The organism is Sphingomonas jejuensis (genome assembly GCF_011927695.1).
In the GTDB taxonomy this organism is placed as follows: Bacteria; Pseudomonadota; Alphaproteobacteria; order Sphingomonadales; family Sphingomonadaceae; genus Sphingomonas_K; species Sphingomonas_K jejuensis.
Genome location: NZ_JAATJE010000003.1, coordinates 17,954 through 39,026, shown reverse-complemented (window position 1 = coordinate 39,026; position 21,073 = coordinate 17,954). Strand labels below are relative to the sequence as shown.

20 protein-coding genes are annotated in these 21,073 nt (G+C 64.5%); 8 read left to right on the top strand and 12 right to left on the bottom strand.

Annotated elements, in window-relative coordinates; all coding sequences use genetic code 11:
- Positions 1 to 27: 27 nt before the first annotated feature.
- From GGR88_RS15640 to GGR88_RS14115, 4 genes are read right to left on the bottom strand one after another with little or no spacing between them, the layout of a single operon-like run.
- On the bottom strand, positions 28 to 864 hold the full coding sequence (locus GGR88_RS15640; protein ID WP_096611487.1) for a helix-turn-helix transcriptional regulator: 837 nt from the start codon (positions 862 to 864) through the stop codon (positions 28 to 30).
- 3 nt (positions 865 to 867) lie between these two features.
- Positions 868 to 1,467, bottom strand: a complete 600-nt coding sequence (locus GGR88_RS14125; RefSeq protein WP_096611485.1) for a DedA family protein — start codon at positions 1,465 to 1,467, stop codon at positions 868 to 870.
- 26 nt (positions 1,468 to 1,493) lie between these two features.
- Positions 1,494 to 1,979 carry a hypothetical protein gene (locus GGR88_RS14120; protein ID WP_096611483.1) on the bottom strand — a complete coding sequence of 162 codons (486 nt, stop codon included), beginning with the start codon at positions 1,977 to 1,979 and terminating at the stop codon, positions 1,494 to 1,496.
- Positions 1,980 to 2,018: 39 nt separating this feature from the next.
- The gene (locus GGR88_RS14115) at positions 2,019 to 2,477 is read right to left on the bottom strand and encodes a YHS domain-containing (seleno)protein (RefSeq protein ID WP_096611481.1); all 459 of its coding nucleotides are present in this window, start codon (positions 2,475 to 2,477) and stop codon (positions 2,019 to 2,021) included.
- Positions 2,478 to 2,690: 213 nt separating this feature from the next.
- Here GGR88_RS14115 and GGR88_RS14110 point away from each other — a divergent pair, with 213 nt between their 5' ends.
- The 8 genes from GGR88_RS14110 to GGR88_RS14075 all read left to right on the top strand — a co-directional run bounded on the left by GGR88_RS14110 (position 2,691) and on the right by GGR88_RS14075 (position 9,047).
- Positions 2,691 to 3,332 carry a peroxiredoxin-like family protein gene (locus GGR88_RS14110; protein WP_167956322.1) on the top strand — a complete coding sequence of 214 codons (642 nt, stop codon included), beginning with the start codon at positions 2,691 to 2,693 and terminating at the stop codon, positions 3,330 to 3,332.
- Positions 3,333 to 3,583: 251 nt separating this feature from the next.
- The gene (locus GGR88_RS14105; protein WP_167956320.1) at positions 3,584 to 4,873 is read left to right on the top strand and encodes a TniQ family protein; all 1,290 of its coding nucleotides are present in this window, start codon (positions 3,584 to 3,586) and stop codon (positions 4,871 to 4,873) included.
- A complete protein-coding gene (locus GGR88_RS14100) occupies positions 4,812 to 6,533 on the top strand; it encodes a DDE-type integrase/transposase/recombinase (protein WP_167956318.1) in 1,722 nt (573 codons plus the stop codon). Before GGR88_RS14105 ends, GGR88_RS14100 begins: the two co-directional genes overlap by 62 nt.
- On the top strand, positions 6,530 to 7,432 hold the full coding sequence (locus tag GGR88_RS14095) for a TniB family NTP-binding protein (RefSeq protein WP_096611473.1): 903 nt from the start codon (positions 6,530 to 6,532) through the stop codon (positions 7,430 to 7,432). Before GGR88_RS14100 ends, GGR88_RS14095 begins: the two co-directional genes overlap by 4 nt.
- Before the next feature lie 254 nt (positions 7,433 to 7,686).
- A complete protein-coding gene (locus GGR88_RS14090; RefSeq protein ID WP_269450459.1) occupies positions 7,687 to 8,352 on the top strand; it encodes an SOS response-associated peptidase in 666 nt (221 codons plus the stop codon).
- Between the two features lie 44 nt (positions 8,353 to 8,396).
- The gene (locus tag GGR88_RS14085; protein ID WP_167956316.1) at positions 8,397 to 8,678 is read left to right on the top strand and encodes an HU family DNA-binding protein; all 282 of its coding nucleotides are present in this window, start codon (positions 8,397 to 8,399) and stop codon (positions 8,676 to 8,678) included.
- Between the two features lie 47 nt (positions 8,679 to 8,725).
- Positions 8,726 to 8,878, top strand: a complete 153-nt coding sequence (locus GGR88_RS14080; protein WP_007406311.1) for a hypothetical protein — start codon at positions 8,726 to 8,728, stop codon at positions 8,876 to 8,878.
- Positions 8,853 to 9,047, top strand: coding sequence for a hypothetical protein (locus GGR88_RS14075; protein WP_007406362.1), 195 nt, complete (start codon positions 8,853 to 8,855; stop codon positions 9,045 to 9,047). Before GGR88_RS14080 ends, GGR88_RS14075 begins: the two co-directional genes overlap by 26 nt.
- Positions 9,048 to 9,500: 453 nt before the next feature.
- Here GGR88_RS14075 and GGR88_RS14070 read toward each other — a convergent pair whose 3' ends face one another.
- From GGR88_RS14070 to GGR88_RS14035, 8 genes are all read right to left on the bottom strand, one after another.
- Positions 9,501 to 9,929, bottom strand: a complete 429-nt coding sequence (locus GGR88_RS14070; protein ID WP_167956314.1) for a hypothetical protein — start codon at positions 9,927 to 9,929, stop codon at positions 9,501 to 9,503.
- A 395-nt stretch (positions 9,930 to 10,324) separates the two neighbouring features.
- Positions 10,325 to 12,382 (bottom strand): 3'-5' exonuclease, encoded by a 2,058-nt coding sequence (locus GGR88_RS14065; RefSeq protein WP_167956312.1) that lies wholly within the window; start codon positions 12,380 to 12,382, stop codon positions 10,325 to 10,327.
- Entirely contained in the window at positions 12,379 to 12,681 is a 303-nt protein-coding gene (locus tag GGR88_RS14060) for a hypothetical protein (protein ID WP_167956310.1), read from the bottom strand. Before GGR88_RS14060 ends, GGR88_RS14065 begins: the two co-directional genes overlap by 4 nt.
- Before the next feature lie 110 nt (positions 12,682 to 12,791).
- Complete coding sequence (locus GGR88_RS14055; RefSeq protein WP_167956308.1) at positions 12,792 to 13,253, bottom strand: hypothetical protein; 462 nt, start codon at positions 13,251 to 13,253, stop codon at positions 12,792 to 12,794.
- Between the two features lie 8 nt (positions 13,254 to 13,261).
- Positions 13,262 to 16,174: a site-specific DNA-methyltransferase gene (locus GGR88_RS14050; protein ID WP_167956306.1), complete on the bottom strand. Its 2,913-nt coding sequence runs from the start codon at positions 16,172 to 16,174 to the stop codon at positions 13,262 to 13,264.
- A complete protein-coding gene (locus GGR88_RS14045) occupies positions 16,174 to 16,992 on the bottom strand; it encodes a hypothetical protein (protein WP_167956304.1) in 819 nt (272 codons plus the stop codon). Before GGR88_RS14045 ends, GGR88_RS14050 begins: the two co-directional genes overlap by 1 nt.
- 104 nt (positions 16,993 to 17,096) lie before the next feature.
- Positions 17,097 to 18,005, bottom strand: a complete 909-nt coding sequence (locus tag GGR88_RS14040; protein ID WP_167956302.1) for a DUF4268 domain-containing protein — start codon at positions 18,003 to 18,005, stop codon at positions 17,097 to 17,099.
- On the bottom strand, positions 18,002 to 21,025 hold the full coding sequence (locus GGR88_RS14035; protein WP_167956300.1) for a BPTD_3080 family restriction endonuclease: 3,024 nt from the start codon (positions 21,023 to 21,025) through the stop codon (positions 18,002 to 18,004). The genes GGR88_RS14040 and GGR88_RS14035 overlap by 4 nt, the downstream gene beginning before the upstream one ends.
- Positions 21,026 to 21,073: the final 48 nt, after the last annotated feature.

The window sequence follows — 21,073 nt, the reverse complement described above, 5'->3', positions numbered from 1 at the left end:
CCAGGGCCGCCGTGGTGATCGCGGTGGTCACAGCCGTTTGTAGGCCGACTGGAACGCGGCCGGTGTGATGCCGAACGAGGCCCGGAACAGCCGGGTGAAGTGGCTCTGGTCGAAGAAGCCGCAGATGACCGCCACCTGGCTCGCAGGCACGCCGTCCCGGAGCAGGGCGCGTGCCGACGCGAGGCGCAGCTGCACCTGGTAGCGCCAGGGGGTGAGGCCCGTCGCGGCCTTGAAGGTCCTGAGCAGGTGGAACTTGCTGAAGCCCACCGCCGCCGCGAGCTCCTCGAGCCGGACGACCGTGGCCATGCGCGCCCTGATGTACTGGCGGGCCAGCCGGATCTTCTCGGGCTCGGGCCGCACCTCGCCGGCGTCGGCGCCGACCTGATGCCGGCTGAGGCGCATCAGCAGGAGCGCCAACCGCTCCTCGCGCTCGGCCGGGTCGAGGGCGTGCGCTAGGGCGTCGGCGAGATCGAGGCCGATGCGGAAGAGCTGGGGATCGTCGAGCACCGCCTTCTCGAAGACGGGAGCGGCGGGTGCCTCCGGCCGCAGGTCGGCGAACGCCTCCGCGCCGAAGTAGAGGGCGACGTAGCGCCAGGGCTGATCGTCGCCCGGCTCACCGGTGTGAACCGCGCCGGGTTCGGCGACCCTGACCTGCCCGGGCAGCGACACCTCCGGCCGGCCGGACTGGGAGAAGCGCTCGACGCCGCCGCAGGTGAAGCCGACCAGGTAGGTCTCGTGGAAGTGCGGGTCGAAGTGGTGGTCGCGGAGCGAAGCGTGCAGCACCTCCACGCCGACATCGGCATGCGCGTTGAGCCGGAAGCGGGGTGCCGCCACGTCCTGCTCCGGACCGGTCGGGTCGGTCACGGGTCAGGCCCCCGCCGCCGCGACGGCCGTCGCCGGGCGGACCAGGCTGACGCCTCGACGGACGATGTTCGGCGCGAACCAGACCGCTGCGAGCAGTGCGGCGACCATCAGTCCGGAGGAGGGCGTGATCATAGCCAGCACGTGCTCGCCCGCACCGTAGCCGAGGTAGAACAGGCCCGGTGTCCAGGCGAGGGTGGTCAGCGAGATGACCAGGGTCGACGCCGCCAGCGGCGTGCCGACGACGCCGCTGCCGAGGAAGACGGGGAGACGGGTGCCGGGCACGAAGCGCGCGGCGGCGACGGCGAGCAGGCCCTGCCGCCGCAGCCGGCCCTCGAGCGGCCCGCTCGCGGCGCGCAGCCTGCGGACGGGCCGGGTGTCGGCCAGCCAGCGGCCGGCGGCGTAGAGGGCCAGGTCGCCGACGACCGTGCCGAGGACGACGGCGGCGACGGCCGGCACGGGGTCGATCACCATGCGTGCCGAGAGCAGGCCCGCCGTCACGCTGACCGCGTCCTCCTGCACGAAGGTGAGGAGGAAGAGGGCGGCGAACAGCAGCACCGGCGACGCGGCATAGCCGGTGATCGTGTCCGTGAGCCAGGCGTCCATGGCGAGCCTCCCTTCGCCGGCGCGGCTCAGGCCGCCACCGCCCGGCGCAGCGCGCCGGGCAGGGCGACGCGGTCGCGGTTGAGCCAGATCAGCGCGGCCGAGGCGAGCCACACGCCGCACGCCATCCCGAACAGCAGGCCGCCGTCGCGGGTGCCGTCGGCGTTGAGCACCGACACGCCCAGCGGCGTGAACAGGTGGAACAGGATCGCGCCGGAGATCACGCCCATGGAGAGAAGCGCGGCGTAGGGGCGCAGCGACCGGAAGCGGGCCGAGAGGCTGGCGAGGAGGGCGGCGCTCGCCACGAGCTCGGCCGAGCCGATCACGTATTGCGAGAAGATGCCGTTAGGCGCGAACAGGCCGGGCAAGCCCAGGCCTCCCGCCCACTCGTCGAGCGTGCCGAAGATGTAGACGGTCTCGGGCGAGTTCGTGAACTTGAAGAAGAGCGACTGGACGAACACGAACGCGACGTAGAGTACGAGGACGATCTGGATGCGGCGGTGGGACGTGCTCATCGCAGTCACTCCTTCAAGGGGTCGGGGATCGGCTGCGGCTCAGCCGAGGACCTTGGGCCAGTTGGCGTCGCCGGCGCGGATGAAGCCGGGGATGTTCTTCGACCACTTGGCGCCGATCTCCTGGTTGTAGTTCAGGTAGAGCTTGCCGCCGACGACCTTCCAGACGGTCGGGTCGCCCGAGGCGGTGTAGCCCTGGCTGACCGCCCAGGCGCAGTAGCCGCCGTATTGCGGGGCGTAGCGGCCCGGGTTGGCGCGGAACTTGGCGAGGTTGGCCGCGCTGGCGAAGCGCCATTCCGCGCCGTTGTAGGTGGTGCGGAACTCGGTCGAGCCCTTCACCGGCTTGCCCTGCGTGAAGTAGGCGACGGTGTCGTAGCCGGAGACCGCGGTGTTGCTGAACGTGCCGGTGTAGACGGGCGCGTCCTTGGCGAAGGCGGGCGCCGGGACGGCGACGGTTGCGAGGCCGAGGCCCAGCGCGGCGATGAGGGTCTTGAGCTTCATGGTCGTGTTCCTTGCGTGTCGGGACGGGACGATCGGGGGTGACCGCTTCCGTGCCCTTCAACTGGCCGAGCGGGTCGTCGCGGTGAAATGCCGAGGTCCTATGCTTTCCATGCGCGGCCCGCATCGCGGGCTCCGGTCCATCGCTGGCGCGCATGGAACCCATGCACGCCCGGGTCCTTCACACGCCCGGCCCGCCCCGCCACAATGGCGTCCATGGAAACGATCGCTGCCCCCGCCGCGCCCGCCTTCGACTGGAACGCGCTCTTCGACGGCTTCGTCGGCCGGCTACGCCAGAGCGGCGCGGGCCTTGACGCGCCCAAGCTCTACGACCGGTTCGAGCCGTTCGCACTGCCGGACTCGCGTGGCCGCTACGTCGATATCGCCGATCGCCTGGCCGAAGGGCCGGTGGTGCTCAGCTTCATGCGCGGCGGCTTCTGCCCCTACTGCCGCGGCGAGCTGCAAGCCTGGCACGAGGCGATCCCGCGGCTGGAGGCAGTGGGCGGGCACTTCGTCGCGGTCAGCGGCGAGATTGGCGGGCGAGCGGAGGAGACGCGCTGCGGGTTGGCGCCGAACGCGGAGATGCTCTGCGACGTCGACCACGGGCTGGCGCTCTCGCTCGGCCTCGCACACCCAATGGGCGCGGAGTTGCACGCGAGCTACCGGGCGCACGGTCTCGACCTTGCCGACATCTACGGCGACTCCGGCATGCTGCTCCCCATTCCCGCTTCCTTCGTGATCGATAGTGGCGGGATCGTGCGCTACGCCTTCGTCGAGCCCGACTTCCGCGTGCGCCCGGACCCGGCGGTGGTGATTGCTGTCGTGGAGGCATGCGGCCCAGTAAACGTACCTTTCTGATAGATAAGCCTGCGCGTTAGCGTCTTGGCGAGCGAATGGGCTGATGGCGGCACATGCGGGAGAAGTAACTTCGCGTGCGACGGCGTCGGGGCTGGTCTGCAACAATCCAGGGTTGCCCTGATCCCTCTCGGGCGGGGTAAATGGCAGGCGAATAGCGCTCGCCGAGCCCCGGCGAGCGTTTCTCGCACGAGCGAATGAAGGCGGCGGCGTACCAACGCTCATGGAGCGGTTCGCCACGACGGAGGACGCCGATGGTGGAGCCAAGCGTTGTAGGGCTATGGCCTTTGGCGCAATCGCCGCTGCCCGGCGAACTCCTCTCGTCCTGGTTCGCGCGCAATGCGCTGGCACACGGCATGAAGCCCTTCTCGCTCGCGACAAGCCTCTGGGGACCACGCCCTGCCGTGATGGGTCGGGACATGGACAAGCAGGCACCCGACCCGATCGTTGCCGATCTGGCGCACGCGACGGGCACCAGTCTGCGGCGAGCCAGCGAAACTGGACTGCCGGCCTATGACGGCATGTTGGTTGTGTCCTATTTCGCGCGGAGCCAGACGCAGTGGATCCTGCCGATCGGACTGCGCGACCGCGATCGGCGCGGTTTCGGCCAGCAGTTCTGTCCGGCGTGTCTCGGCACGGATCAGAAGCCGTACTTCCGCCGAAAGTGGCGGCTCGCCGTGTCGGGCGCCTGCCTGCAGCACGGGATCGAACTGCTCGATCGGTGTCCCGAATGCCTGCGTGCGGTCCTGCCGCTCAGATCGTCTGGCCCGTCATCATGCTGGCGGTGTCGGTCCGATCTTGCCCGCGCCGAGTCTCCTCCGGCGAGTTCGCACCTCCTATCGTTCCAGGCACGAGCCGAGAACGCACTGGCCCAGGGCTGGGTCGATCTCCACCGGACCGCGTTCTCCTACTCGCATCTGTATTTCGCGCTGGTCCGTCAGGTCGCAAAGACCCTGGCTACCGGCCCGAGATCGATGCGAATGCGCGAGGTCGCAGCCTCTACCTGGGGCGGCGATCCGGTGCTGCCGACGGCCAAGCGGAATCGCCGTGACGTCGAGCTGCTACCCGTCTCCGATCGTGCTCCGCTCCTCGATCTGACCGAGCGCCTGCTCACGGAGTGGCCGCTCCGCTTTGTCGAGACCTGCAAGAAGGCCGGGGTCTGGCAGTCATGGGCGCTCGCGGATGCGATCGATCCGCCCCACGCGTACCTCCAGGTGGTGGAGACGCATCTGCGGCGGCCCAAGTATCTCCCCAACCCGGACGAGGTCGCGGCCGCGGTCGCATACCTGCGCCGCACGCACGAGCGGCCGTCACGCGAGGCGCTCAAGAAGCTGCTCGGACACACCAAGCTCGGACAAGCGCACCTGCCTCCGCTCGCGCCCGAACGTACCGGTCGCATGCCGATGACGACAGGCCGGGATCATGGTACGCTCCCGTCAGAGGTGCCCGATGCCAGACGAGGTTCGCGGAACGAGCGCAGGAGTGGAGCTGCCGGCCGGTCCGCGGACGCCGGCCGAAGAGGAACGCTGGCGTGTCGCCTATGATCGCGAGCGCCGTGTCCGACGCATACTGATTGACGAGAAAGGGCCGGGTCGGAGCCGCCATTCCGCCGCCGTCGCGGAAAGCAAGGCCAATGGGTACAGCTGGCGGACGCTGACCGACTGGTGCGGTCGGTACACGAGCGACGGACTCGTCGGTCTCCTGCCCAGGCCCAAGCCGACGACGAGGCGCGGACGCCTGCCGGATCATATCGAGACGGCGATCGAGGAGGCGATCGACATCGCCTACCTGACACCCGAGCGCGGGCGCATCACCGCCGTCGATCGCGTCTTCAGCACCAAGGTCGCGCAGGAAGATCTGGTCGACATCCGCACGATCAAGAAGCGCATCAGGCGGAGGGACCCGGAAGCGGTGACGGTCGCGAGGGAGGGCGCGAAGGCGGCCAGGGAGCGCTTCGCCCCGCATGGCGGCGGGTTCCTGCCCGCCTCGCGCCCGCTCGAGTTCTCGCAGACGGATCACAGCATCCTCGACCTGGAAGTGGTACACCCATTGAGCCGAGGGGTCATGGGCAGGCCGACCCTTTCCATCGTCATAGACATCTTCACGCGTGTGATCCTCGCGGTAATGCTTTCGATGCGGAAGCCGAGCAGCCTCCTGACGGCGCAGGTTATGACGCGGGCGATCAATCCGAAGGCGAGATGGCTCGCAGGTCTCGGCCTCGACTGGATCGATTGGCCGTTCGCCGGCCCAATGCGCCGCATCCATACCGACCACGGCCGGGACCTTACGGCCAACCCGTTCGAGCATGGCTGCGATCTGCTGGGCATCGAACATCCCACCCGCCGCATCGGCGTTCCGGACGACGGCGGACATGTCGAGCGCATGATCCGCACTGTCCAGGCCGAGATGGCGGAGTTGCCGGGGAAGACCTTCTCGAACGTGCTCATGAAAGCGGGCTACGACAGCGAGGGACGCGCCTGCCTGTCCCTTGAGGAGGCGGAGAAGGTGATCGCGATCGAGCTCTATCGGTATCACCACACGGTGCACAGCTCGACCGGCTACTCGCCCATGGAGATGTGGCTTGCAAACCAGGCATACCAGGCGCCGCGCCGGTTCGAGCCCGATCAGGTCCGTTGCGCCTTCCTGCCATTCATCACTCGCAAGAACATTCAGCAGTACGGGCTTCAGGAGAACTATCGGCGCTACAACTCGCCCGAGGTGACCTGCTGGATCGGCCGCAGGCATCCCCAAGGCGGCGAGTTCATCTTCGCCTACGACGAGCGCGAGGAGGGCTGGATGCAGTTCTTTGACCCGAGCACCGAGCGGTACTTCCCGGTCCCGTGCACCGCCCGGCTCCTCACGGAGGACGCGGTCGCGAACCTCAATCGCGTCAAGCGGGAGAACAAGGGGCGCCGGACCCCCCATGCTGTCAACGTGAAGGCCGAGATCGAAAAGCAGAAGGTCGTGAGTAGTGCGCGTGCCGCGGCCAAGAAGGCGCTTCGCGCCGAGCAGGCCGGCGTGATCCCGACCGACATGGTCGTGGAGCGACCTTCGCATGGGCCGCCCGAGCAGCCCAGCACGAAACCTGTCGTCGGCGAGGTCGCTCCGGCGGCTCCGGCCAACGTTCGGGGTCGCCCGTTCGCCGATCCGGACAACGTCGTGCCCTTCCCGCTCAGCCACATCAAGTCGCGCTGGGCGCGATGACGGCCTACCCGCACCTGAGCCCCGAGGCCGCGTCGTGGATGAAACGGGACGACGAGACGCGCGCCCAGTCGATCGTCGACTCGCGCCCGACCTGGTTCGTGGAGTATCCGGGTCTGGCTCCGATCAAGCGCACGGTAATGCGCACGCTCAGGGCCAAACCGTCCACGCGTGGTCGCCACATACTGCTGTACGGCCATTCGCATGCGGGCAAGTCGCAGCTCATCAGGAACTGCGTGACCCAGTTCAGGGCCGAGCGCGGCATCGGTGCCACCTCGACCGTTCTGCCACTCGAGTGCACGTCCAAGATGGACGAGATGAAGTTCTACGAGCAACTGATCAACAAGACCGGGGCGCCGTCACTCAGAGCCACCGCAGTGGCCCCGAAACGGACACAGGGCCTTACCGTTCTCCAGAACCTGTCCGTGTGCGTGGTCGTGCTCGACGAGCTGAACACGCTCACCCTGACCTCCTATTTGCGCCAGAAGGAGTTCCTGGCGTTCATGAAGTATCTCACGAACAGCGAGGAGCATCGGATCACCTTCATCTGCGCCGGGACGCACGCGGCGAGGAGCGCTCTCTATGCCGACCGGGAGATGAGCACCCGGTTCCGCGAGGTGCATGTCGGCCCGGTCGAAAACGGCGACGATTTCCAGGGCGTTCTGGCTGCACTGGAGCGGGACATCCCGCTCGCGCGTGCGTCGAACCTGAAGCACCCGAGCCTGGCCGGTCTCCTCAACGAGATGTCGGAAGGGTTGGTCGGTGAGGTCGCGCAGCTACTCGAGGACGCGGCGTTGAGGGCGATCGATGATGGTGACGAGCAGGTAACGCAGGACGTCCTCGCGCGGTTGGACTGGACGCTGCCCTCGCAAAGACGGGCGGACACGTCGCACGGTTCTTGAGCCGGTTCTGCTGGTTCACGTGAGACTTGAGTGACTTGGTCGGAGGGTTGGCCGCGATCAGGCATGCTTTGCAGCGCTTAAATGTTCATTCGAAAGCGGTCCGAGCGTCTTACGACTGCAAACCGGCCGGATCGCTTGCAGAGCTTACGGGCTAAGTCGCTGATACCACCTGCGCCGTTTTGCAGTGGCTAGATGCGGCTTACAGCGGTGGCCGGGAGTTCTTCTAGCCTGGGCACGATGAAGGAGCCGGACCGATCTGCAACCGATATCGGCTGAGCGCCAAACAGGCCGCGGTGATGCGGGCGGTCGGTTTCGAGCCGCCTTATCCCGAGGACGAGACCTACCCGGTGCCGCGCGAGATCTTCCCGACGGGCAAGAAGACAGCGCGCTACGGACTGGTCGTCAGGCGGGCAGGGGAGGGTAACCGCCCGCTTGAGCCGATCGCGATGGAATGGGGCTTCCCGACCAAGGTAGCGAGCAAGCGCGACCCGGCGGTCAAGCTGGACAAGTTCGTCACCAATGCGCGGTATCTCTCATCGTCGATGTGGAAGCCGTCGATCGCCAATCCCGATCGGCGCTGCCTGGTCCCGTTCACGCACTTCGCCGAGCCGCATCCCGAGGGCGGGAAGGGCGACGATGGCAAACCCCGCCAGATGTGGTTTTCGCTGCCCGACCAGCCCATCGCCTTCTTCGCCGGTCTGTGGCGGCCGACCGAGCGCGGCGATGCCTATGCCTTCTGCACCACCTCTCCCAACGCCACCGTCGATCCCTGGCATCCCAAGGCCATGCCGGCGATCCTTCACCCTCGCGATTTCACGGCATGGCTCGACGGCAGCTATGAAGACGCCCTGAAGCTCGTCCGCCCCTACGAGGGCGAGATGAGCGCGCAGGAGGCAACTCCCGATGGCGGCGCGACGTGAACCGGGCTAAGGCCGGTCCAATCATTCACCACCGGGACGTGTTCATGACGACGACATCCGATCTGGCCGAACAGATCTCCAATGCCCATGGCCTCGCAAAGGCGGACGCCAGGAAGGTCATCGATGCGATCCTTGCGAACATCACCGCGGCTGTCGCGACTGGCGAGGAAGTCAGCCTCAACGGGTTCGGCAAGTTCAAGCTGAAGGACACCCCAGAGCGCCAGGGGCGCAACCCGTCGACAGGCGAGGCGATCACGATCGCGGCGTCGCGAAAGCTGACGTTCGTGCCCGCCAAGGCGGTCCGCGATCGGATGAACGGTAAATGATAAAGGGGCCAGCGTTTGAGAAGGCTGGCCTAAACTGAGGGGACTTCATGGCCGATACCGCAGCCGACTACCGCGCGAGGGCAGCGGCCGATCTTGCCGAGGCGCAGCAGCTCGTTCTCCCCCATGCTCGGGACCGTATGCTGCATTCGGCCGATCGCTGGTCGAAGATGGCTGATGCGGCCGATCGCCGTGTCCGGTAAGGAAAGCACGACGGTCGCGCTCGACGTGGCTAACTGGTCAGCGGTCCAGGCAATGGTCGAGCGTCTCGACGACAGGGCTGTGATAGCGATCTACGAGCTGGCCGAAGGCGCTGGTCCGGTCGCGGACCTCGCGGCCGCACAGATGGAAAAACGCAACCTCGACTATTGAGCCAAGTTAAGAGTTCGGCCGCTGGTTAAGCCGCTGTTGCCGACCCGGCACAAGCCACGTTCCTGTTGTTGCCGCCAGTTAGAAAAGACACATCCTCCGCCAGATAGAAATGACACTCGTGGTGGCAGCGGGGGCAGCGTGGAGCCCCCCAAGCAGCGCAGCGCTGCCCCCGCTGAGGCGGTGACCTATCGAGTGTTTGCGTCCTTGGACCCGCTGCGGCAGCAGCGGGCTCGGACACTCAGACATTTTGTCCGAAGATTGCGGTTGGTCGATGTTCCTCTAGGTTGCAGTGTTCGTCCCGCGGCCTATACCGCATCGTGCGAGCGACATTGCTCCGCCGCCGGGCCGAGCATGGTACCGATGCCTAAAACGCGTGCGCTGGAACCGGCCAGCCTCGCCTGTAGCTACAAGGACGGCACGCTTTGCGTGATATCCTTTTTGAGATTTGCCTCTTCAGGAGAAAAGCCCGAGTACGCCTAGCTTGTCCTTTGACGCGAAGCCGCGTCGAACATCTTCCGGCAACTGGTGCCACGCGTCACTGACGTAATCAGCTCCTGATATTACCTGCTCCGAAAAGGAGCTGCCGCGTGCTTCCATGTGCGCAACATGAGAGAACAAAGCTTGCGCAGCGTCAGGAGACATAAAGCCTTTCATGACAAAGGTCTTCGACACACCCTGTTTATGCGTGACGTCAACGACCTGTTCAAAAAAGATCTTTTCTTTTGGTGTGTCTATCCAAGTTGGTTTACGAATATGCCCTGCCTGCGTGTCCCGTTGTGCCCCACGCTCGTTTGCAAAGTGCATCCTAGCCTTTGCCTTTCCGACCGCATTCATCCATATTAATGCGATCACGACGAGGGCGATTACCAAAAGTACCGCCAAAATTACCCTCCTATTTAGCCTGTCAGCGCGAGCCGCCGCCAGGTTAGCCAGTAAAGCTCGCCCTTTGCACAGCTAAAGTGGCTGACGATTTCAAGCTCCGCAAGCTTGCGATAGCGCCATGTCCGCCACCGGCTAACGGACCTACTAGCCAAGTCCACGTTCTACCAACTCTTCGTTGGACGGCCGAGGGCCTGCAGCTTCAAGCCGAATTGCGACCACGCCTTATGGCAGCGGGGGCAGCGTGGAGCCCCTCAACCAGCGCAGCGCGGCTGCCTCTGAGACGTAGGGAGCTGAACGCCGAGCAGGAACGTCTCGATGATAGTTTGTAGATAGGTTCATCGAGCGCTATCGGACGTGAGTTGGAGCTAGCATGAGTATATTGAAGTTGAGCTCGTTCAATGGCGAACTCGAAGGTCGTCCAGATACTCCGAAGCGGGCGCAACGCCTGTAAGTATTAAGTGCTCCCGTGCTCGAGTGCAGGCGACGTAGAGCAGCCGGCGTTCGGTCTCGTAGATCTCGTCCAGCTCCGCCTCGTCGGCGGCGTCGGCGACGCGGTCGTCCAGCGGTAGAATGCCTTGGTCGCAGGCCATCACCACTACCGCGCGGAATTCCAGCCCCTTGGCCAAGTGCATGGGCGCGGTGGTGATCACGTCGGCGTCGGTGACGCACGCCAACGCCTCGCGCGCGCGCGCGACCAAGTCCGGCGTGCGAACAAAGATGCCGATCTCGGCGGGCGTTATGCCCTCTGCCAGCCAGCCGGAAACGGTCTTGGCAACCGTTGTCGCCTCTTCCTCCGCCGTGCTGACCGTAATCACTAGAGGCGCCGGTCCGTCGAACACGGATACAATACCAAGCCGCTCGTCCTCGACGCCGTCGACGTCGCGCAGCACGGAAGGTAGCAGGTGGTCGGCTGCACGCCGGATCTGCTGCGACGTGCGGTAACAAACTTTCAGCACGTGGGAGCGGCCGCGCACGTCGACGCCCAGCTGCGCCCAGGAGAAGGGATGTTGAAAGATGCGCTGGCCCATGTCGCCGGCCAGAAACAGCGCGTCCGTGCCGGCGGGCGCCAGCGCCGCAAAGAAGCGCAGTTCGGCGGGGGCGAGGTCCTGCGCCTCATCGAGGATGACGTGGTCGAAGGGCTTGTGCGGCTTGCCTGCGAGCCGATCGGCGAGTTTGTTGAAGACCTGAGCCCAAGTCGTGAAGCGCTCGGCTGCCAGCGCTTCGCGCACGCTGGCGAACACCGGCCACAGCCGCTCGCGCTGGTTGGGTCCAAGCCGGCTCTTGCGCCCCATCCGCTGGACTGTCGCATAGGCGTTGGCCGAGGTGATGCCCCAGGCGTCGATGACGTTGGTCCATTCGGACAGCAGGAACCGGTCCGAAAACCCCTTCAGCTGGACCGCCTTTGCCGAGTGCGCGAGCCGTTCGCGCAGGATAGTACTCGTTGCGATGCGTGGGCGAACGCCGTGTTCAAGCTGGTATAACTGCTCCGCGATACCTTGGAAGGAAGCGGTGGTGATCCTCGGCACCACGCCGCCCGTCTCGGGTGCGAGTACCAGCAGCTTCTTCGCCATCGCGCCGGCCAGCGGCTGCGAGAAGCTGGCGAGCAGTATGCGAGCATCCGGGTTCCCGCGGGCAAGTCGCACGGCGCGGTGAATCGCAACGATCGTCTTGCCAGTACCGGCGGAACCGGCGACCCGCGCCGGCCCGGCGAAAGTGCGGTCGGTCAGCTCGCGCTGGGAGGGGTGGAGGAAAACGCCCCACTTCTCCCAAGGAAACGCCAGCGCCTGCTCCAGCTCCTCCTGGTCGGCAATCGGACGTATACGCCGCAGTGCGTCAGGGTGGGCGAACGGATCGGCCGCAGGAGCCGTGACCGGTGCGGGCAGCCGACCTGTCGCTGCAAATTCCAGCAGCGCCTCGCTCGCCTCGACGGGAAGGTGCTCGGCGAGGACAAAGAAGCTATCCTCGGTCGCGGCACGCACGTCAGTGAGCCAGTCCGCAGGGAGACCCACCGACAGCAGCGCATCGTCGTCGAGCGCTGCGAACAGCTTCGGTTGCTGCACAGCTGGCATCGTCGCGGCGGGCATGACAAGCTCGAGCTGCGCAGGCGGAGCGACCTCCTCGACCCGCTCGCGAACCTCGACAATTTGGAGGGCGCCGGTGCGGGGATGCGCCTCGATGCGCCGGCGCTCGGCCCAGGCGTAGGCGTTATCGTGATGGTCGACATAGGCGACCAGCATCGACTCGCCAGTTTTATGGACAATCAGCCGGACGTCGCGGTTGACGCGGGCCGACCAGAAGTTTGGGTCCTTGCTCTTGTCGATGCGGTGCAGCTGCAGCCCGTTGCCGGTCCGATCCATCTGCAGGTCGAACACGCTGGCCTTCACCGCCTTCTGATCGATGGCCGACAGGCGGTTGAAGGCGGCCGTGAAAGTGTCGGCGATCAGGAAGTTCATGCCATGTCCTCGGAGACCTTGACCTCGGCTCGCCCGGCGGCCGAGCGTCTGGGCAGCTTCTGCGCCGCCTCAAGCTGTCGCTCCGCTTCTACCAGCTGCCGCGCCAAGTCCTTCAGTCGCGTGCGGGTCTTGATGATGTCCGCCATGACGGCATCGACGCGCTTCTTTGACCGGGTGACCTGTTCGGGTATGGTAAGACCGGCGTTGACGCTGCCAGTCTTCATCGGAGCCATGGAGGGCTTTGGCTTCTTTGGCCTCCCCGCGTTTGCCTTGCTCTTGCCCTTGCTGGCCGGCTGCATCGTCACCGATCCGCGGCCAGAGAACGCTCCCGCGCCCCAGCCGACCAAACTCGATCCCCCGTGGTATCCCCCTTTGCCCACCTACAAACCTCACATCATAAGAGTGTTCATCAAAATGGCGTTTCGATGATCAACGGGCCGAGCGGCACAAACGCCTTAGCTATTTTGCCCTTGTTGCCATGCTTGGTGAGCGACGAAAGCGGGACTGCGATCTCTAGCTTCTGCAGATCGCTCACGAGGTAGAAACTTTGCCATGCACCGTCGTGCTCGGTCGTCGGCGGCCGGTGCTGAGCCCACGCCTTCTTCGCTCGTCCAGCGATTGCACCGTCATACCCGGCGAAGCGGCCGCGGTAGGTTGCGGAAGCCGGCCCGGCCTTCGACGTCTCCGACGCATAGAAGAGAATGTCGGCCGGATGATCGGCGTCGACAGCTAGCCGGAACTTACTCAGGACCATGCCACTGTCAGTGCCGAACGCGACAAAGCCGGTCTCGGCGCAGCGCTTAAGCCCACTTTCAAGATGTTGCTGTGGCACGGGCGTCAGCAAAGCCACGTCTGCCGTCGGATCGACCATGTCTCTTCTTACACCCCTAGCACCTTCATCACTTCGTCGCCGAAGTGGTTGATGACCTTCACCGCCACCTTGCGGCCGCCGGTCGGGCGGTCGAAGGGGCGCGAGGTGTCCGAATACAGCGTGGCCCACGCATCCTCGTCGATCTCGGCCTGGAGGGCGGTCTTTAGGCTCTTGTAAGGGTCGTTGGCGCCCAAAAAGTAGGCGTGGCGGACGAAAAAGCTTTCTTCGTCATAGTCGGTGTCGATGAACCAGGCGGCGATGCCCTTGGTGTCGCTAGAGCGGATGTCGCCGGTGTTGGGATCGAACACGTCAACCCCGTTCACCTTCACGCGGATGCAGGGGCCGCCATCGTCCAGCACCTCGACGTCGGGCTCCCCGAAGACAACGAACATGTTGCCGCGGCCGGTGTTCTTCAGCTCGTCCGACATATGCATGTCGGGATTGATGCGCGCCTTTAGGATGGTGAGGCTGCCGAGCTTGTCGAGCTCGGACGAATGCGCATCAAAGTTGAAGGCGCAGGCGATCAGCAGGTCGAAGCGCGCGTCGACCGCCTCTCGCGCGGCCGCGACCAGATCCTGCCGGCCGACGGTACCATATTCAGGCCCGATCAGGATTGCGGCGCGGCGCTCGGGTCCGTTCTCACCCTCAATGAAAGTGGCGCTGGCGCCGATGAAGTCGCCAGGCCAAGGGGCAATACTTTCGAAGGTGATGCGGTCGCCTTTAGCCTGCTGCTTCACGCCCTCCGCCTTGAGATAGTCGATCACGATGGCAGCGAAGTCCTGACCTGCGAGGTCGGCGTCGGCAGCGGAACGCGCGCCGTCGGCGGCGTCAATGGTCTCGATCAGTTCGTCCTCGCTGGCGGGTAGGACGCGGTGCGGGGACAGGCTTTCGACCGTGAACGGCCCGGCTACGCGGACGCGGGCGGGATCAGTGTACGGCTTGTCGTAGAGGTATTCGACGTCGGCGCGCGCGGCTATGCTGGCGTCAATTTCGCGCTGGCGTGCGATGCGCGCTTCCCACCATTTCTCAAGCGGTTCGGCGGCAGCGGTCGGCGATGTGGCGGGCAGCTCGCGCGGTATCTGCCACTCCGCCCATGACTCGCCCGAAGTGACGTTGAGATTGACGCGCAGTGGTTCGAGCACCCCCTGCCACTTCTCCCAGATGTCGTCGATCAGCGGATTATTGGCGATCGACTTGAGCGTGATGTGCGGCACGCGCTCATAGACGAAGCCTTGGCGAATATCGTCGTGCACCGGCGTTTCCGGCGGCAGCGTATGGGTGAGCGCGGCTTCCTTGACCCGGCCCTCGCGGCTGTCGGCGAGCAGATACCAGGGATAGCGCGCCGCCATTAGCCGCGTGCGGGCGAGCGCCAGCGCGACCCGACTTGTGTCCATCGTGATCCAGCGCCGGCCCCATTGCTCGGCGACATAGGCGGTCGTGCCCGAGCCGCAGGTAGGATCAAGCACAAGATCACCTGGATCGGTGGCCATCAGGATGCAGCGCTGAATAACCTTCGCGGACGTCTGCACGATGTAAACCTTGGCGTCAGTGAAACTACCAGTCCCGGTATCTGTCCAAATATTGCTCCGGGGAACAACTGGGTAATCGTCAAAGAAGCGAACAAAGCCAATCGAGGATGCTCTGGCTTCGACACGGTTGGCGCGCACGAGCCGATCAAGACCTGTTCGTGGTGTCGCCCACTGGCGAACGCCTGACTTGAACACGCGATCTCGGAATTTGTAGTCGTAAAGGGTCGTCGATGCGTTGGTCTGAGATGTTAAAGGCTTGACTGCGTAGATGCGTCCTTCGCCGGTACCTACACGGGCGGCGTTGTGGCGATATCCAGCGTCATCCTGTACAAACTTATACTCGAACGCAAAATTAGAGAAGTTCTTCTCCTCGAATTGGGGGCGATACTTGAGGGCGTCCGCGCGTCGCGCATACCAAAGAACGTAGTCTGCTACATTGTCCAAGTAGCGCATGCTGGCGCCAGAGGTTTTCTCAACGACGATCTCGGCTATGGCATTATCAGCGCCGAAAACCTCGTCCATCAGAGCGCGCACGCGATGAACATTCTCGTCGCCGATCTGCACGAAGACCGACCCGCTTTCTGTCAGAAGGTCGCGCATCGCGGTCAGGCGGTCGCGCAGGTAGGTCAGGTAGCTGTGAATGCCGTCCTTCCAGGTGTCGCGGAACGCCTTCACTTGTTCGGGTTCGCGGCTTATATCGGTTTGCTTGCCGTCCTTCACGTCGCGCGACTGGGTGCTGACCTGCCAGTTCGAGTTGAATTTGATGCCGTAGGGCGGGTCGAAATAGATGCACTGCACCTTGCCCTTCAGGCTCTCGCGCTCGGACAAGCTGGCCATCACCTGCAGGCTGTCGCCCAGGATCATGCGGTTCGACCAGTGCTGGTCGTGCTGGTAGAATTCGGCGCGCTGGTGGGGCTCGATGCCATTGAAGTCGGCGAACAGGTCGGGCGCGTCGGTGGTTTTCTCACGCGCCTGCGCTGTCCGGCGCTTCAAGTCGTCGATGATTGCCTTGGGGTGGATCTTCTCCTGGATATAGAGCGGCGGCACGTTGACGACGAGGTCGGACCAGTCCTGCCGGTCCTTGCCGCGCCAGACGAGCTGCGCGTCGGACAGCGTCAGCGTGCCGGACTTGGCCAGCTCGGCCTGCTGCGCCTCGGTGATCGTGATCCGCGCCCCGTTCCAGATGATTTCGGGCACGCTGACTTCCTCTTCGGTTCGTGTCTCGCCCTCGGCCAGTGGCCGGGCGCGGGGATAGTGCTTGGGCGGCAGCGGGTGCGTGTCCTCCTCGCGCAGGAAGAAGGACTGCAGTTCCGCCGTCGGGATGTTGCGCCGCGACGCATCGCCGTGGCGCAGCGCGTCGACCTGCTTGGGGGTGCCGGGTTTACGCGCCATCAGTCCCGCTCCACTGGAGCCTGGAAATGGCGTATATCGTGCAGCTTCAGCAAGGCCGCGATACGCCCTGGCAGCTTTGCTTCTGTCACCAGCCATGCCTCGACGGTGGGTTCGTCCCGCACGTCCATAGCCTGCCGCACAGCGCGATATTTCACGCACTGGAAGACACCACGCCGCAGGTCGGCTTCATTAGAGATGCGAGACTTGACCTCGATGACGATGGTGCGGTCAGGGCATTTGTAGACTACGTCCACCCGATCGCCGGAGTCCAAATCAACCTCGGTCTTGGCGGTGACATCGTGAAACGATCGGTGCAGGGCGGCGGGATTGTCTCGCACCCAAAGTCGAAGCGCTTCATGGAAGGGACCTTCTCCGCCGGGTCCGTAATTCCGTCCGGTCTTGATGCCGTCGCGCTCGGTCCCATCTTGCCGCTTATCACGGCTCCGTTCAATCTGATCGGGCGTGAGCGGCTCGCCGAACACCCGCTCAAACAATTGTGCCCACTCGGCTTCAGTGACTTGATAGACCTCATCGGCAGCACGATTGAAATAGCGCTGCCACAATTTCGGATGCGCGGTTTTAGCATCATCGCGGTTCAGGCGCATTTCACCAAACCGTTGCGCCATGAATGATCCCGCGCCCTTACTAGGCTGGCCATCGTCTTGATTGACGACGAGCACGTTGATGAGCGGCGCGGTTGGCTCGACCTCTTGGATAAGGTTCATGAGTTCACCAGCCACGAAGCCGATCCTTGTGGTGAACACCGTCGAGAAGCCGGCTTCGCTTTCCAAGCGGTGCTTCAACTCACCATAGGTCATCGTCGAACCATCAAGGGCCACGGGGATGAGCCAGCGTAGTGCCGGTGCAAGGCCGTGATCCGCAAGGTTCTGATTGGTCGCTGAATAGGGTTTTCTGTCTGGCATCACGTCTGGTTCCCGCCAAGTCGGGCAAAGGCCGTATGGTAGGCAGTGGTGCGATCATCCAGCCAGTCAGCCAGGCGGTCCCATTGTGCCGGATCGTGCGAGTCCGCCTTTAGCGATTGCGAGAGAAAGCTGTCGTCCCCGCCAGCCCGCGCGCCCAGCTCATCCGCGAGTTGCTGGAGGTTAGGCTGGAGCTCGCCTGCCAGCTGCTCCATAGACCGGCCCCGTCGCGGTCGCACGAAGACGCCCACACCGTTCTTGGAAAGGTATTGCACCACCACAGCGTCGGTCCCTGGCAGATCGGCCCAGTGCGAGCTTGCCGCGTCCGGCTTGCCGAAGCGGCGGTGGCGCGCGCACACGTGGGTCCAGAACGCACGCCGATGCTGGCCTAGCTCGGTCAGGTCGCCCTCGATGGCGCGCTTCTTCTCCGAGACCTGCCGATCCCAGTTGTTCGGCCGCTCGATTACCTCGAACAGGGGCGCGTAGGGTGAATCGGCGATGCGGACGACGCGGACGCGCACGGCAAAGAAGGCGAACGGGTCGACTGTGTGCTCGTTCAGCCAACGAATTGCTGACAGGTGCTCGTCGCGGAACGTCGGCGCGACCCACACCATCGTCTGTGCCTCCAGTCCAGCCAAATAGGTCATGATCTGGCCGAGATGGGTGTGATCCGATCCCTCCAGCTGGTTCTCAACCAGCACAACGCTGTCGTCTGCGGCGTTGCGGGCAAGGATATCGGCGCTGAAGGTGCCGACGCGTATCTCGATGCCGGTCAGTTCTAGCGGGATGCCGATGACCTCGGCCAGCCGGTCGAGATTGGCCGCGAGCCACGGCGTGAACCTGTGAGCCTCATGGGCCCAGGCGTCACGCAAGGGCACGTCCGCGAGCGCCGCGAAGACCGGCTCCGTCATGCGGTTACCCCGTCGACCAGCTTCGCGACCAGCCCGGCGAACTCGTTCTCGGTCGTGTAGGGGTCGGTGAACTCGGCGAATGCCCAACGCCCGTATCCGCCGAGCGCGTTGACACCCGGCACCCACATGTCGCGCGCGGTCTGTGCCTTGGCTTTGTCGCTCTCGTCACGCTGGCCTTTCATCTCCAGCACGAGGTTGAGCGGTTCGACGCCTTCCCCGGCATCTAGGCGGACCAGGAAGTCGGGCAGGTAGCGCCGCATGGCACCGCCATCGAGATACGGGATCTCGAAGCCGAGAGCCTGGTTCTTGGCATAGGCGAGCACACGGGAGTGACCCTCCAGCGCCTGCGCCAACGCAATTTCCCAGCTTGAGTCCTTTACTACATGACTGATCTGGGATCGCGGCGGCTGCGCACCCGTCTTCCAGCATTCCTTAGACGTGATGAAGTTGACGTGCCGGGTTGAGCCACTGGGATTGTAGGGGTCGAGGATGGCGACGACGTGCCCGCCACCACCGCGTGTGCAGGCGATGTCAATCTTCTCGGCCGCGCGAGTCAACTGCTCTTGATACAGGATCGCGCCGATCGGCACGCCCTTGGCGACAAGATAACCCTCGTCAATCCATCTACGGGCGAGCCGTTGGATCTGCGGGAACAGGTGCTGCTTGGGAAAACCGTCCTGGTCGCGGAAGTGTGTGTAGAGGAGGTGCTTGGCGAGGTTAAAGCTGATCTCCGACGGGCGCAGGGCGGCCAGCACCTCGGGCGTAATAGTGACGCCGGCGCCAACAATGCCCTCCATCGTGACCGACGTCGGTCCGATGTCCTCGGGCGTGATGACAAGCCGGCTGTCCTCGCTGAACTCTGCGTTAAGCCGCTCGGACGGCAGCTCGCGCCGATAGCCGCTTACTCGCGGGAAGCGGATCTCAAGATCGGCGCGTTCAGCGATCGCATGGACGCGGGTGACAGGCTTAGGCGGCTTTGGATCTACCTTTTGAGGAGATCGGGCGAAGTCGAATGGAATGCCCATGATGTCAGCATATTCGACGTCGAAAAGGCCCTCAGCGTTGAGCTCGTATGACTGCCGGCGCAAGCCACGGCCTACCACCTGCTCACACAGCAGCTGTGTGCCGAAGGCGCGGACGCCCAGGATGTGCGTCACAGTGTTGGTGTCCCAGCCTTCGGTCAGCATGGACACGGACACGACGCACCGGATCTGCTCGCCGAGTCGACCGGGGCGCCCGACGGTGTTCATCACTTCACGCAGCAGGTCGCCCTCATTGATGTCGCCCTTGACCGCGGCCGCACCCTCGCGGGCGGCTAGCTCGCGCTTAAACTGCTCGATCTCGGCCGAGGCAGCTTCCTTGAAGCTCTTGTCGAGTGCCTCGCCAGCCTCGAGCTGACGTGAGTCGATGAGCAAGGTGCGCGGGCGCGGCAGACGCCCGCCATGCTCATCGTAGTTGCGGAAAAGTTCGAGGTGGCCGGCGTGGAAGGCCGCTCGTTCGCCCGCCTCGGCATCGCCACGCTCAAAGCCTGCGATCCATTCGAACACCAGCTTGGAGATGGCGGTGTTCTGGCAGACGACGATGAAAACCGGCGGCACGCCGATACCGACCTTCTGCCAACGGTCGAACTCGCTGGCATAGTGACTGTAAAGCGAGTTCAAGGCCGTCAGCAGCAGCGGGTTGAGATCGAACGGGCTCAACTTGTTCGCACTGGCGGTCGATTTAGGCATCGACTTGCCGATGTGCTTCCAGAGATCGCGGTAAACGACCGTGTCGGTTTGGACGAGGTTGTCAGTAACGGGCACGCGCGGTAGCTTGACGATGCCGCTCTCGATCGCGTCTATCAGGCTGAAGTCCGACACCACCCAAGGGAAAAGCGTTCCCTCCTGATAGCCGGAGCCGCGCAGGAAAAAGGGGGTGGCGGAGAGGTCGTAGACCGCGCGCACGCCGCCGGTGCGCTTGCCCTTCCTAAGCTGACGGTCGAGCGCCTCGATCCCGTTGATCCAGAGCCGGGCGGCCTCCTCATTCTGCTCGGCTTCCTTCTTCTCGTCGCCGGTCAGCGTGCCCTCGGCATCACCACCAACCTTGTGGCGGTAGCAATGGTGCGCCTCGTCGTTGATGACGTTGACGCGCTCGAAGCGCAGCAGCTTGCCGCACGCCCGGTTCAGCATCTGCGCGTCGGTTTCTATTGTTCGGACCGGCTCGGGATCATTGCCCTGGAGGAAGCTGCGGGCCGCCTTCGGCATGGCCAGCGTCTCGCGGTGCTGGAAACTGTGATAGTTGGTAATGACGATCTCGGCCCGCCGGATCTCCGGCAGCATTTCGGGCGGCACGAGCTCGCGTGTGTCGTAGTAGTTGCCCGGTTCGCTCGGCTGTAGAACCCGAAGCCGGTCCTTGATCGTGATGCCGGGCGCGACGATCAGAAAAGCACGCGAAAAATCTTTGGTTTCTTTGCGGCCTGCGTTGATCGCCTGCCAAGCGATCAGCATCGCCATGACAGTCGTCTTGCCGCTACCCGTCGCCATCTTCATGGCAAGCCGGAACAGCGCCGGATTGGCCTCTTCGTTGTCCTTTGCGATCTGATCCAGCAGGCCTCGTGTCGCCGCCCTGCGGGGCGCCACCTCGGTCAGCCAGATCATCGTCTCGACCGCCTCGATCTGGCAGAAGAAGGGGCGGGGTCCGGCCCATTGCTCCTTCGGCCGCCGCCAATGCTCCAGCAGCCGCTGGCTGGCCGGGGTGACGCCCCAATCGGCCGGGTTGGGAACGCCACGCCACGCATCGACGTAGCCGCGAATTTCGTTAATCTTCGCGTTCTCGGTGTAGGTCTCTAAATCGAGTGACGCCTGTGTGGCGGAAGCCTTCTTCCGTGACGCGGGCACCGGCACGATGAACTTGGACGGGCGCCGACCCTTGATCGGCTGCCCTTCAATCGGCTGCCCTGTGTCGTCGAGCCGATGGTAGAGGTACGGCGGCGCGTAGGGCGAGTTGAGAATCGGTCGTTCGTAGAAACTGTTAGCCACCAGCACTCCCCCAAGAAACCGTCATGATCGACCTGGCGACGCTTTGTC

Coding starts and splice junctions, on each gene's coding strand:
- GGR88_RS14095 (WP_096611473.1), top strand. CDS start 6,530: ATGACGGCCTACCCGCACCTGAGCCCCGAGGCCGCGTCGTGGATGAAA.
- GGR88_RS14065 (WP_167956312.1), bottom strand. CDS start 12,382: ATGAACTTCCTGATCGCCGACACTTTCACGGCCGCCTTCAACCGCCTG.
- GGR88_RS14040 (WP_167956302.1), bottom strand. CDS start 18,005: ATGACGGAGCCGGTCTTCGCGGCGCTCGCGGACGTGCCCTTGCGTGAC.
- GGR88_RS14110 (WP_167956322.1), top strand. CDS start 2,691: ATGGAAACGATCGCTGCCCCCGCCGCGCCCGCCTTCGACTGGAACGCG.
- GGR88_RS14085 (WP_167956316.1), top strand. CDS start 8,397: ATGACGACGACATCCGATCTGGCCGAACAGATCTCCAATGCCCATGGC.
- GGR88_RS14050 (WP_167956306.1), bottom strand. CDS start 16,174: ATGGCGCGTAAACCCGGCACCCCCAAGCAGGTCGACGCGCTGCGCCAC.
- GGR88_RS14115 (WP_096611481.1), bottom strand. CDS start 2,477: ATGAAGCTCAAGACCCTCATCGCCGCGCTGGGCCTCGGCCTCGCAACC.
- GGR88_RS14060 (WP_167956310.1), bottom strand. CDS start 12,681: ATGCAGCCGGCCAGCAAGGGCAAGAGCAAGGCAAACGCGGGGAGGCCA.
- GGR88_RS14075 (WP_007406362.1), top strand. CDS start 8,853: ATGCGGCCGATCGCCGTGTCCGGTAAGGAAAGCACGACGGTCGCGCTC.
- GGR88_RS14080 (WP_007406311.1), top strand. CDS start 8,726: ATGGCCGATACCGCAGCCGACTACCGCGCGAGGGCAGCGGCCGATCTT.
- GGR88_RS14120 (WP_096611483.1), bottom strand. CDS start 1,979: ATGAGCACGTCCCACCGCCGCATCCAGATCGTCCTCGTACTCTACGTC.
- GGR88_RS14045 (WP_167956304.1), bottom strand. CDS start 16,992: ATGACCTATGGTGAGTTGAAGCACCGCTTGGAAAGCGAAGCCGGCTTC.
- GGR88_RS14105 (WP_167956320.1), top strand. CDS start 3,584: ATGGTGGAGCCAAGCGTTGTAGGGCTATGGCCTTTGGCGCAATCGCCG.
- GGR88_RS14125 (WP_096611485.1), bottom strand. CDS start 1,467: ATGGACGCCTGGCTCACGGACACGATCACCGGCTATGCCGCGTCGCCG.
- GGR88_RS14055 (WP_167956308.1), bottom strand. CDS start 13,253: ATGGTCGATCCGACGGCAGACGTGGCTTTGCTGACGCCCGTGCCACAG.